We start from the raw sequence: 11785 nt of genomic DNA, 5'->3' as shown, positions 1-11785 counted from the left end.
GGATGTCCATCTCCCGGTACCGCTTGCGGAAGCTGTCGCCCTTGCCGTCGCGGATTGAGTTGATGAACTCGTTGGTGAACTCCTCCGAGCTGACGTACCGCACCCGGGTGCCCGGGTAGAGGCTCCGCGCGTAGTGTCCGATCGCGTGCAGCAGGTGCGTCTTGCCGAGTCCCGACTCCCCGTAGATGAACAGCGGGTTGTACGCCTTCGCGGGCGCCTCGGCGACGGCCACCGCGGCCGCGTGCGCGAACCGGTTGGACGCGCCGATGACGAACGTGTCGAAGAGGTACTTCGGGTTCAGCCGCGCGGTCGGCTCACCGGGACCGCTCGGCGCGGGCGACTGGGCGGACGGGCCGCCGGGCCCGCCGGGACGGTGCGGATGGCCGCCGCCCGACGACGGCTCGGGCAGCTCACGCCGGCCCTGCTCGCGCGGGTCGTAGTCCGGGCGGGACGTCTCGTAGTCGGGGCGCTGCTGCTCGTACTGCGAGGGGGCGTACGGCGGGCGGTCCATCGCCTGCGGGCGGTAGTCCTGCGGCGGCTGGCCGTACGACTCCTTCGGCGCCGGCGAACCGTACGGGTCCTGGCCGCCGTAGGAGTCCTGCCCGCCGGAGTCGCCGTAGGAGTCCTGGGACGGGGAGGCGTAGGGGTCGCGCTCCGGGAAGCCCAGGCGCTGCTGCTGCCAGCCGTACTCGTCCTGCTGCGGCGGGCGCGGCCAGGCGCCCGGCTCGGGGCGCTGGTACTCCGAGGGGTAGGCGGGGCGCGCGGTGGGCAGTTGCTGGTCCTGCCGGTTGCCCGGGTGCTGCTCCTGGCGCGCGCCGGGGTGCTGCTCGCGGTCGCCGGGCGGCGGGGGCATCTGGTCGGCGCGATGCCGGCCGTACCCCTCGTACGGGTTGTCGTAGCCCTTGTCGTACGAGGGCAGTTCGGGTTCCTCGTAGCGCTGCGGCGCGGGCGCGGGCGGGGCCGGGGGTTCGCCGACGGAGTCGTCGACGGTGATCGCGATACGGATCGGGCGGCCGCACTCACGGCTCAGCGTCTCGCTGACGATCGGCGCGAGCCGGCCCTCCAGCACGTTCTTCGCGAATTCGTTCGGTACGGCGAGCAGGGCGGTGTCGGCGACCAGCGCGAGCGGCTGGCAGCGCCGGATCCAGTGCTCGTCCTTCGTCTCGACACCCTGGCCACGGCCCTCGAGGAGCTGCTCCAGTACGCGTGGCCACACTGCGGCAAGATCGGCAGGTACGTCAGCCACAGGGCACGCTCTCTCGTGGGTCCCACGTAGGTGTGACGGTGGGACGGTCAGGGATTCAGATCGGGTGGAGGCAGGGACAAAGGAACGAATCGGAGTCCAGCCACGGTAGTCAGGGCGGCGGGTACGGTTCAAGTTGTTGTCCCCAGCCTGTGGACAGTGTCTCCCGTAGACCCCTGGTTTGACCGGATGGCGTAGCCGCGCGTACCGTAACCAGGTCGAGTTGTCGATGGCTGCTGCCGCCTGCCTCCGATGGGCACAGATCGCGTCAGGTGATCGGGAAGCGGTGCACTCGGGCGTAAGCGAGAGCTACTCGTGGGCGCACGGTGACAGCCAGGACGGCACCCGCCACACCGATTTGATTTCTGGAGCCCCCGAGTGAGCAAGCGCACCTTCCAGCCGAACAACCGCCGTCGCGCCAAGACCCACGGCTTCCGCCTGCGGATGCGCACCCGTGCCGGCCGCGCGATTCTCGCGAACCGCCGCAGCAAGGGTCGCGCCAGCCTGTCCGCCTGAGCCTGATCAGGTCATGACGTCGTGCTGCCTACCGAGCATCGGCTGAGGCGGCGCGAAGACTTCGCGACCGCGGTACGACGAGGTCGTCGGGCAGGCCGCCCGACCCTCGTGGTCCATCTTCGAAGCGGTGACACGGACCCGCACGCGCCTGGGGAGAGCGCTCCCCCGGCACGTGCGGGTTTCGTCGTGAGCAAGGCCGTGGGTGGAGCGGTGGTGCGTAACAAGGTGAAGCGCAGACTGCGTCACCTGATGCGCGAGCGAGTCGTTCTGTTGCCCCCCGGTAGCCTGGTAGTCGTACGGGCGCTGCCCGGTGCGGGTGACGCCGACCACGCACAACTGGCCCACGACCTCGATGCCGCTCTCCAGCGGCTGTCGGGAGGGGGCGCGCGATGAAGTACCCGCTGCTGGCTCTGATCAAGCTCTACCAGTGGACGATCAGTCCGCTGCTCGGGCCGGTCTGCAAGTACTACCCGTCGTGCTCCCACTACGGGTACACGGCCATCGACCGGCACGGCGCGATCAAGGGGACGGCACTCACCGCCTGGCGCATTCTGCGGTGCAACCCGTGGTCGCTGGGGGGTGTGGATCATGTCCCGCCGCGGAAGCGCCCGCGGTGGCACGAAATGCTGCGGGACGCCTGGCGTGCACGCAGGGGCGGGACCTCCGCCGCCGAAACGGCCACCGAGGAGCACCCTTCTTCGAGCCCGGCCGCAGAGACACCGTCCCATGCCCAAGGAGCATGATTAGTGGACACGATTGCCAGCCTCTTCAGCTTCATCACGACACCCGTTTCCTGGGTCATCGTCCAGTTCCACTCGGTGTACGGAGCCATCTTCGGCCCTGACACGGGGTGGGCCTGGGGCCTGTCCATCGTGTCTCTGGTGATTCTGATCCGTATCTGCCTGATCCCGCTCTTCGTGAAGCAGATCAAGGCCACGCGGGCCATGCAGACGCTCCAGCCGGAGATGAAGAAGATCCAGGAGCGTTACAAGAACGACCGGCAGCGCCAGTCCGAAGAGATGATGAAGCTGTACAAGGAGACGGGCACCAACCCGCTCTCCTCGTGCCTTCCCATCCTGGCGCAGTCGCCGTTCTTCTTCGCCCTCTACCACGTGCTCAACAGCATCGCGAACAACGACACCATCGGTGTCATCAACCAGAGCCTGCTGGAGAGCGCGCAGAAGGCGCACATCTTCGGTGCCCCGCTCGCCGCGAAGTTCACCGACAGCGCCTCCGAGGTCGCGGCGCTCGACGCCTCGCTGACCACGGTCCGCATCGTCACCGCGGTCATGATCGTCCTGATGTCGGCGTCGCAGTTCTACACGCAGCGCCAGCTCATGACGAAGAACGTCGACACCACGGTGAAGACGCCGTTCATGCAGCAGCAGAAGATGCTGATGTACGTCTTCCCGATCATGTTCGCCGTCTTCGGCATCAACTTCCCGGTCGGTGTCCTCGTCTACTGGCTGACCACCAACGTGTGGACCATGGGCCAGCAGATGTACGTGATCCACAACAACCCGACCCCGGGTTCCAAGGCCCAGGCCGCCTACCTGGAGCGCCTCTACAAGCGGGTCTCCCACCACGGCAAGACCCGTGGCCGTGGTGAGAAGGCCATCGTCAAGGCCATCGTGGCCAAGGGCCGGGACCGCAACGACGCCGAGCGCAAGTTCATCAACGGTCTGACCAAGGTGGGCCTCGCGGCCCAGGCCGACGGCAATGTGATCAAGGGCGAGTCCCAGGCCGTCGGCGAGACCGAGGACGGCACGCCCACGACTGCGGCCGCCCGGCGTCAGCAGCCCAAGCGGCAGAGCAAGTCCCAGCGCCAGGGCGGCCCCAAGGCGGCCGGTGAGACGACCTCGCTGACCAAGTCCGACCAGCCCGAGGACGCCACTCCCTCCGGTGCGCCCCAGCAGGCCGGCGCCGCCAAGCAGACCGGGTCCAAGCCCGGCAGCGGAGGCGGCCGCAGCAAGGCCCAGTCCGGGCAGCGCAAGGGCGGCCCGCAGCGCCCCAAGTCCCCGTCCAAGAAGTAAGAAGGAGCCCATCCCGTGACGGAAGGCACCACCTCCGCCGCCGCCGAGGGTGCAGACACCCTTTCCCGCCTGGAGCAGGAGGGCGAGATCGCCGCGGACTACCTCGAGGGTCTGCTCGACATCGCCGACCTCGACGGCGACATCGACATGGACGTCGAAGCCGACCGTGCCTCGGTGTCGATCATCAGTGACGCCGGCGGCCGTGACCTCCAGAAGCTGGTCGGCCGGGACGGCGAGGTGCTGGAGGCGCTTCAGGAGCTGACGCGCCTGGCCGTGCACCGGGAGACCGGTGACCGCAGCCGGCTGATGCTGGACATCGCCGGCTACCGGGCGCAGAAGCGTGCCGAGCTGTCGGAGCTGGGCGCCAAGGCCGCCTCCGACGCGAAGAACAGCGGCGAGCCGGTCAAGCTGAAGCCGATGACCCCCTTCGAGCGCAAGGTGGTCCATGACGCGGTCAAGGCCGCGGGGCTGCGCAGCGAGTCGGAGGGCGAGGAGCCGCAGCGCTTCGTCGTCGTTCTGCCCAACTGATTCGGCCTGCCTCATTCGGTACGTACGTTGTCCCCGGCCCCGTCTGTTGCGCAGACGGGGCCGGTCTTTGTCAGCCTGTAGTTCTGGTGGTCGGCGCTGGACGCGCTGATGCGGTACGGAAGGACGGTCCCCGTGACGGAGGCAGCGGAGCTCCCCCCTGCGCCTGAAGTGGCACGCGAGGTATTCGGCGATCGCTACGCGGACGCGGTCCGGTACGCCGAGCTCCTTGCCGAGGCAGGAGTGCAGCGCGGGCTCATCGGCCCGCGTGAGGTGCCCCGGCTGTGGGAGAGGCACATCCTGAACTGCGCGGTCCTCTCCGAGGTCGTGCCCGACGGTGTGACGGTCTGCGATGTCGGATCGGGCGCCGGCCTGCCCGGTATCCCGCTGGCGCTGGTGCGCGAAGACCTCAAGATCACCCTGCTGGAGCCGCTGCTGCGGCGCACCAACTTCCTCACCGAGGTGGTCGAACTGCTGGGCCTGGACCATGTGACCGTGGTCCGCGGTCGCGCCGAGGAGGTCATGGGCAAGCTTCCGCCGGTCCATGTCGTCACCGCCCGCGCCGTGGCCCCGCTGGACCGTCTGGCCACCTGGGGCATCCCGCTGCTGCGGCCCTACGGCGAGATGCTCGCCCTCAAGGGCGACACCGCCGAGGAGGAGCTGAAGAGCGCGGCCACCGCCCTGAGCAAGCTCGGCGCGGTCGGCACCTCGATCCTCCATGTCGGTGAGGACGTGGTCGATCCCCTCTCCACGGTGGTGCGGGTCGAGGTCGGGGAGAGCCCCGGCGGTGTCCGCTTCGCCGCCAAGCGGGCCAAGGCGGCCCGCACCGGGCGGACCCGTCGCCGTCGCTGAGGACGGCGATACTCCACCCAAGCTGCCCGGTCCATGTATGACGGAGTGTCGCGGCCGTTCGGCAGCGAGCGCTGGGCATCGTGTTTCACGTGAAACGTCGCTCATTGCTCCACGGCATCATCAGCCGCGGTCGCGCCGCTGCTGAACCCCGCGACCGCAAGCCCCTAGGTTCACTCGATAAGGGACGGGAGTTGTCCACAGAGGTGGATTTCTCCACAGAACCCCTGGCCTCACTGGTTCGCGACCCCGAAGACATGGCAGGCTCTGTTCATTGCGAGCTTGAAGTCGAGGAGAGTGAATCCTTGCGGTCCGACGCCAACATCGCGGGACCGATGGCCGACCCGGTCCCCGGTCCCCGTACCGAGTCCTTGGGGGAGGATGTTTCACGTGAAACACCGCCCCCGATGGACGACACCCCGATCGGTCGTGCTGCCCAACTGGCGGTGGAGGCACTGGGCCGCGCCGGCGAGGGTCTGCCACGTCCAGAGCAGACCCGGATCATCGTCGTCGCCAACCAGAAGGGCGGGGTGGGCAAGACGACGACGACCGTCAACCTTGCCGCTTCCCTGGCCCTCCATGGCGGCCGCGTCCTGGTGATCGACCTCGACCCGCAGGGCAATGCGTCCACTGCGCTCGGGATCGACCACCATGCCGAGGTTCCGTCGATCTATGACGTCCTGGTCGACAGCCGCCCGCTGGCGGAGGTCGTTCAGCCGGTCCCCGATGTCGAAGGTCTCTTCTGTGCCCCCGCCACGATCGATCTCGCCGGTGCGGAGATCGAGCTGGTGTCCCTGGTGGCCCGAGAGAGCCGGCTCCAGCGGGCCATCCAGGCGTATGAGCAGCCGCTGGACTATGTCCTTATCGACTGCCCGCCGTCCCTCGGCCTGCTGACGGTCAACGCACTGGTGGCCGGCGCGGAGGTCCTCATCCCGATCCAGTGCGAGTACTACGCACTGGAGGGCCTGGGCCAGCTCCTACGCAACGTCGACCTGGTGCGGGGGCACCTCAACCCCTCCCTGCATGTGTCGACCATCCTGCTCACCATGTACGACGGCCGGACGCGTCTCGCGTCCCAGGTCGCGGAAGAGGTGCGCACCCACTTCGGCGAGGAGGTGCTGCGGACGAGCATTCCCCGCTCGGTCCGTATCTCCGAGGCGCCGAGCTATGGGCAGACGGTGCTGACCTACGATCCGGGGTCGAGCGGTGCCCTCTCCTACCTTGAGGCGGCCCGAGAGATCGCGCTGAGAGGCGTCGGCATCAGCTACGACAGCACACACGCCCATATCGGCGCCCAGAACAATCCGAGCATGGTGGAGGGGATCCAGTGAGTGAGCGACGGAGGGGGTTGGGCCGTGGCCTTGGCGCACTGATCCCTGCTGCCCCGACGGAGAAGAACCCGGCGCAGTCCGCCGTGGGAGGCAGCGGTGCTGTGTCCCCGGCGACCGGTCCGGTCCTGACGAGCGAGCGCGGGGTGGCCGCGGCGAAGGTGGCCACGCTGCCGCCTGTTTCACGTGAAACAGAGGAATCGCTGTCGATCAGCGTCGTGGAGACGCCCGCGCCTCCCATCGGCGCGCACTTCGCGGAGATCCCGCTCGACGAGATCACGCCGAACCCGCGCCAGCCGCGCGAGGTCTTCGACGAGGACGCGCTGCACGAACTGATCACCTCCATCCAGGAGGTCGGTCTGCTCCAGCCGGTCGTCGTACGGCAGCTCGGCCCCGGCCGCTATGAGCTGATCATGGGTGAGCGGCGCTGGCGGGCCTGCCGTGAGGCGGGCCTGGAGGCGATCCCGGCGATCGTGCGGGCCACCGACGACGAGAAGCTTCTCCTGGACGCCCTGCTGGAGAACCTCCACCGGGCCCAGTTGAACCCGTTGGAAGAGGCGGCCGCCTACGACCAACTGCTCAAGGACTTCAACTGCACGCACGACCAGCTCGCGGACCGCATCGGCCGGTCCCGCCCGCAGGTCTCCAACACCCTGCGTCTGCTGAAGCTCTCCCCGGCGGTACAGCGCCGGGTCGCGGCCGGAGTGCTCTCCGCCGGCCACGCCCGCGCCCTGCTCTCCGTGGACGACTCGGAGGAGCAGGACCGGCTGGCCCACCGGATCGTGGCCGAGGGGCTCTCGGTGCGGGCCGTCGAGGAGATCGTGACCCTGATGGGGTCCCGTCCTCAGAGCGCCCAGCGCGCCAAGGGTCCGCGGGCCGGCGGCCGGGTCTCCCCGGCGCTGACCGATCTGGCGACCCGGCTCTCGGACCGCTTCGAGACACGGGTGAAGGTCGACCTCGGTCAGAAGAAGGGCAAGATCACCGTGGAGTTCGCCTCCATGGAGGACCTGGAGCGGATCCTCGGCACTCTCGCGCCCGGCGAGGGCCCGGTCCTTCCTCGGGGCCTGGAGGAGGGCGCGGAGGACGACGCGGACGAGTGAGCCGAGGTCCGCAGACGCTCTGAGCGAGTCGTGTCCGGTGTGTCCGGAACACGGCTCGCTCTTTGCTTTCAGGCGGTATCGATGGAATCGCAGGGTGGATACGATGCCGTGGGGTTATGGCGCACCACCGAGGCAGTAGTCGGACCGGGAGGCGGGGGCCATGCGAACGATGAGCCGGACCGGACTGGTGAGCGCGGGGTTGGGGCTGGGCGCCGTCGGCGGCTTCGTCGGCAGCCTGCTCAGGGAACACAGTGCTCTGACCGCCGCTCGCGAGGCAGCGGGCGAAGGAAGCGAGGATCAGCCTTCATGGGGCGTCGGCTCGTACCGCTCACGCTGGACAACCTTCAGGACCTCCCCCAGCGCTGCCGCGGATGCGTCTTCTGGGAGCTGGACCCCGTCAGCGGCGAAGCCGCGATAAAGGCCGGTACGGCCGCGATGGAGAAGGAGTCCTGGATCTCCGCCGTCCTGCTGGACTGGGGCTCCTGCGGCCGGGTCGTCTATGTCGACGACGTCCCCGTGGGCTTTGTGCTCTACGCCCCGCCCGCCTATGTACCGCGGTCGACGGCGTTCCCCACGAGCCCGGTGTCACCCGATGCCGTCCAACTGATGACCGCGTTCATCATGCCGGGCTACCAGGGACAGGGGCTGGGGCGCGTGATGGTCCAGACGGTCGCCAAGGATCTGCTGCGACGGAACTTCAGGGCGATCGAGGCGTTCGGCGACGCCCGCTGGAAGGACCCGGGCTGTCTGCTGCCGGCCGAGCATCTGCTGGCCGTCGGCTTCAAGACCGTACGGCCGCACCCCTCCCATCCCCGGCTGCGGCTGGAGCTGCGGACCACCCTCTCCTGGAAGGAAGACATGGAGATGGCGCTGGACCGGCTGCTGGGAGGCGCTCGGAAGGAACCGGCGCTGCGGCCGCTGTGAAACCGGCGCATGCGAAGGGGCCAGCCCGAACGGGCTGGCCCCTTCGTGTTTCACGTGAAACATCGACCGTCGGCTCGACGGTCCGGCGTCACTCGGAGATGAAGGTCTCCAGGTCGCGGACGAGCGCGGCCTTCGGCTTGGCACCGACGATCGTCTTGGCGACCTCGCCACCCTGGTAGACGTTCAGGGTCGGGATGGACATGACGCCGTACTTGGCAGCCGTGGCCGGGTTCTGGTCGATGTTGAGCTTGACGATCTCGATCTTGTCGCCGTGCTCGGCGGCGATGGCCTCCAGCGAGGGGGCAATCTGGCGGCACGGGCCGCACCACTCGGCCCAGAAGTCCACCAGGACGGGCTTGTCGCTCTTGAGGACGACCTCGTCGAAGTCGGCGTCGGTCACATTCTTCAGGGTGCCGGCCACAGGGGGCTCCTTAATTCCTTGTGCGGTGGGGCGGGAGGGGGGTCAGACGGAGGTCTTCTCGGGCTCGGCCTGCTCCTCGTCCGCGAGGGCGGCGAGGTAGCGCTCGGCGTCGAGAGCCGAGGAACAGCCGGTGCCGGCGGCCGTGATCGCCTGGCGGTAGGTGTGGTCCACCACATCGCCGGCGGCGAAGACACCGGTCACATTGGTCCGGGTGGAGGGGGCGGCGACCTTGAGGTAGCCCTCCTCGTCCAGGTCGAGCTGGCCCTTGAACAGCTCGGTGCGTGGGTCGTGGCCGATCGCGATGAACAGGCCGGTCACCGGAAGGTCGGTCAGCTCACCGGTCTTCAGGTTGCGCAGCTTCAGCCCGGCCAGCTTCTGCTCGCCCTGGACCTCGGCGACCTCGCTGTCCCAGACGAACTTGATCTTCGGGTCGGCGAAGGCACGCTCCTGCATCGCCTTGGAGGCGCGCAGGGTGTCCCGGCGGTGCACGATGGTCACGGACTTGGCGAAGCGCGAGAGGAAGGTGGCCTCCTCCATCGCGGTGTCACCGCCACCGATCACGGCGATGTCCTGGTCCTTGAAGAAGAACCCGTCACACGTGGCGCACCAGGAGACTCCGCGCCCGGAGAGCGCGTCCTCGTTCGGCAGCCCGAGCTTGCGGTGCTGGGAGCCGGTGGCGACGATGACGGCCTTGGCCCGGTGGACGGTGCCGGCGGTGTCCGTGACGGTCTTGATCTCACCGGTGAGGTCAACGGAGACGATGTCGTCCGGGATCAGCTCGGCGCCGAAGCGCTCGGACTGGGTGCGCATGTTGTCCATGAGCTCGGGGCCCATGATGCCGTCCTGGAAGCCGGGGAAGTTCTCCACCTCGGTGGTGTTCATCAGGGCACCGCCCGCGGTGACGGCTCCCTCGAACACCAGCGGCTTCAGGGAGGCGCGCGCGGTGTAAAGGGCCGCGGTGTAGCCGGCGGGCCCGGAGCCGATGATGATCACGTTACGGACGTCGCTCACGGCTTGTTCCTCGTCTCTGGTCTGCGCAGTACGACCGGTGGGAGCTGCTCTGAACTCTCACCCCACCCAACGGATCCTAAGGGGCGTACATTCCCGCTGTGCCCGGGCACACCAAGGGGTGACCCGGTACCAGGGGGCCAGTGAGGCGCGTGAGTCGTCAGCGGCGGGTGTAGGAGTTCTTGAGCAGTACGTCGGCGTCACCGACGGACGGGTCCTTCACACAGGTCGCATCCATCACGTACGCGGTGACACGGGTGGTGTCGGAGGCGTCGGGGAGCACGACGAGGAGGGCGTCCTTGCCCTGATAGGTGCCTTCGTCGGTGACGACGGCCGAGTCGCCCCGCTCGGTGCCCTTGCGCTCGATGCCCTTCTGTACGCAGGGCGGCACGACGGGCTCGCTCTTGATCCTGGGGGAGGCGTTGCCCGGCTCGCCCTGGATGCCCATGGAGGTGCGGGGGCCCTGGGCCGTCGCGAGGAGATCGGTGACCTGCTGCTCCAGCGTGCCCTCGGAGAAGGAGTCCGCGGCGCTGGTCTGCCCGCCGTGCGCCGAGGGCGTCGGGCCGCCGCTGTCGGTCAGGGAGGCCACCAGGACGGAGCCGAGCCCCAGCGTGGCGACGGTGAGGACGGCGCCCAGGACGGCGACCTTGCGGCGCCCGCCCCGTCGGCGCGCCGGGTGGTCCTTGCGGCCGGGGCCGGTGGTGGAGGGGCGGGCCTGTCCCGCCGGGCGGTCCGCCGTCGGCTGGGTCTCGCGGCCGGACGCCGTCGATGTTTCACGTGAAACAGGGGCCGCCTCAGCGGGGGGCTCCGACCGGTCCGGGGCTTCCGCTGGGGTCGGGGTTCCGGCTCGGTCCACGGCTTCCGCGGCGAGCGCGGCGTCGATGCGGCGGGCGATGTCGTCGGGCATCGGATCCGGCTCGGGGAGTGCGCCGAGGAGGTCGCGGATCTCCTCCAGCGACGCGTGGACGTCCGCGCACGGCTCGCAGCCGTCCAGGTGCTGCCGTACGTCGGCGCTCCGGGACGGGGTGAGCAGGCCCTCGGTGAGGTCGGAGAGCTCGTCGACGTCCGGGTGCCCGGTCGTGTCCGTAGCCGATGTCACGCTCGCCCACCTCCGCCCTTCACAGCAGTTGAATCGCCCGTCCCGGCGTGATCCGGACCCTCGTCGCGAGGTCCCGCTGCCGGTGGGACGGATGTCCCCTGCGCCCGGTTCCGTCCTGGGCCGCTTTCCTCCGGGTCGCCGGTGTGCTCGGGGCGCAGATGGGTGAGCAGCGGGAGCAGTCTGGCTCTGCCCCGGGCGCAGCGGCTCTTCACGGTCCCGGTCGGCACGTCGAGCACGCGGGCCGCCTCGGCGACGGGGTAGCCCTGCATGTCCACCAGGACCAGGGCGGCCCGCTGGTCGGGCGGGAGCGTGCCGAGGGCCTCGATGAGCTGACGGTGGACGTCGTTGCGCTCGGCGGGGGCGGAGGCCGACTCGTGCGGCTCCAGGAGCTGGTCCAGGCGCTCGGTGTCGTCCACCGGTGAGGTCTTGCGGGAGGCGGCCTTGCGGGCGCGGTCCAGGCAGGCGTTCACCGTGATCCGGTGCAGCCAGGTCGTGACGGCCGACTGGCCCCGGAAGGTGTGGGCGGCCCGGTAGGCGGACACCAGGGCGTCCTGGACGGCGTCAGCGGCCTCCTCGCGGTCTCCCAGCGTCCGCAGGGCCACCGCCCACAGCCGGTCGCGATGACGCCGCACCAGCTCACCGAAGGCGTCGGGATCGCCTTCCACATGGCGGGCGAGGAGGTCCTGGTCGCTCACTTCGCCGATGTCGACGCCCTCCACGGTCGGACCTCCTCCCCCCT

General features: G+C 69.3%; 14 protein-coding genes. 9 read left to right on the top strand and 5 right to left on the bottom strand.

Annotated elements, in window-relative coordinates; genetic code table 11:
* A partial coding sequence (gene dnaA, locus G6W55_RS39330; RefSeq protein WP_175523998.1) for a chromosomal replication initiator protein DnaA occupies window positions 1–1246 on the bottom strand: 1246 nt, incomplete at its 3' end.
* A gap of 375 nt (window positions 1247–1621) precedes the next feature.
* On the opposite strand from dnaA, the gene rpmH reads away from it, so the two are divergent.
* From rpmH to G6W55_RS30590, 9 genes are all read left to right on the top strand, one after another.
* Entirely contained in the window at window positions 1622–1759 is a 138-nt protein-coding gene (gene rpmH / locus G6W55_RS30630; protein ID WP_005482975.1) for a 50S ribosomal protein L34, read from the top strand.
* 21 nt (window positions 1760–1780) lie between these two features.
* Window positions 1781–2152 (top strand): ribonuclease P protein component, encoded by a 372-nt coding sequence (rnpA, locus tag G6W55_RS30625; RefSeq protein WP_175523997.1) that lies wholly within the window; start codon window positions 1781–1783, stop codon window positions 2150–2152.
* Window positions 2149–2502, top strand: a complete 354-nt coding sequence (gene yidD / locus G6W55_RS30620) for a membrane protein insertion efficiency factor YidD (RefSeq protein WP_030795054.1) — start codon at window positions 2149–2151, stop codon at window positions 2500–2502. Before rnpA ends, yidD begins: the two co-directional genes overlap by 4 nt.
* 3 nt (window positions 2503–2505) lie before the next feature.
* On the top strand, window positions 2506–3792 hold the full coding sequence (yidC, locus tag G6W55_RS30615) for a membrane protein insertase YidC (RefSeq protein ID WP_175523996.1): 1287 nt from the start codon (window positions 2506–2508) through the stop codon (window positions 3790–3792).
* A 15-nt stretch (window positions 3793–3807) separates the two neighbouring features.
* Complete coding sequence (locus G6W55_RS30610) at window positions 3808–4320, top strand: R3H domain-containing nucleic acid-binding protein (RefSeq protein WP_030795048.1); 513 nt, start codon at window positions 3808–3810, stop codon at window positions 4318–4320.
* 132 nt (window positions 4321–4452) lie between these two features.
* Window positions 4453–5169 carry a 16S rRNA (guanine(527)-N(7))-methyltransferase RsmG gene (gene rsmG, locus G6W55_RS30605; RefSeq protein WP_175523995.1) on the top strand — a complete coding sequence of 239 codons (717 nt, stop codon included), beginning with the start codon at window positions 4453–4455 and terminating at the stop codon, window positions 5167–5169.
* A gap of 254 nt (window positions 5170–5423) precedes the next feature.
* The gene (locus G6W55_RS30600; protein WP_078637024.1) at window positions 5424–6497 is read left to right on the top strand and encodes an AAA family ATPase; all 1074 of its coding nucleotides are present in this window, start codon (window positions 5424–5426) and stop codon (window positions 6495–6497) included.
* Window positions 6494–7594 (top strand): ParB/RepB/Spo0J family partition protein, encoded by a 1101-nt coding sequence (locus tag G6W55_RS30595; protein WP_175523994.1) that lies wholly within the window; start codon window positions 6494–6496, stop codon window positions 7592–7594. The genes G6W55_RS30600 and G6W55_RS30595 overlap by 4 nt, the downstream gene beginning before the upstream one ends.
* Before the next feature lie 306 nt (window positions 7595–7900).
* The gene (locus G6W55_RS30590) at window positions 7901–8518 is read left to right on the top strand and encodes a GNAT family N-acetyltransferase (RefSeq protein WP_175523993.1); all 618 of its coding nucleotides are present in this window, start codon (window positions 7901–7903) and stop codon (window positions 8516–8518) included.
* A gap of 88 nt (window positions 8519–8606) precedes the next feature.
* Here the strand turns inward: G6W55_RS30590 and trxA are convergent, their stop codons facing one another.
* The 4 genes from trxA to sigM form a co-directional block, all read right to left on the bottom strand.
* A complete protein-coding gene (gene trxA, locus G6W55_RS30585; RefSeq protein WP_085211203.1) occupies window positions 8607–8939 on the bottom strand; it encodes a thioredoxin in 333 nt (110 codons plus the stop codon).
* A gap of 42 nt (window positions 8940–8981) precedes the next feature.
* A complete protein-coding gene (gene trxB / locus G6W55_RS30580) occupies window positions 8982–9950 on the bottom strand; it encodes a thioredoxin-disulfide reductase (protein ID WP_030795033.1) in 969 nt (322 codons plus the stop codon).
* Between the two features lie 157 nt (window positions 9951–10107).
* Window positions 10108–11046, bottom strand: a complete 939-nt coding sequence (locus G6W55_RS30575; RefSeq protein WP_175523992.1) for a zf-HC2 domain-containing protein — start codon at window positions 11044–11046, stop codon at window positions 10108–10110.
* Window positions 11043–11765 (bottom strand): RNA polymerase sigma factor SigM, encoded by a 723-nt coding sequence (sigM, locus tag G6W55_RS30570; protein ID WP_175523991.1) that lies wholly within the window; start codon window positions 11763–11765, stop codon window positions 11043–11045. Before sigM ends, G6W55_RS30575 begins: the two co-directional genes overlap by 4 nt.
* Window positions 11766–11785: the final 20 nt, after the last annotated feature.

The organism is Streptomyces sp. CAI-85, assembly GCF_013363615.1.
GTDB lineage: Bacteria > Actinomycetota > Actinomycetes > Streptomycetales > Streptomycetaceae > Streptomyces > Streptomyces antibioticus_B.
The sequence above is the reverse complement of the archived record's forward strand: the minus strand, read 5'-3'. Positions and strand labels throughout refer to the sequence as shown.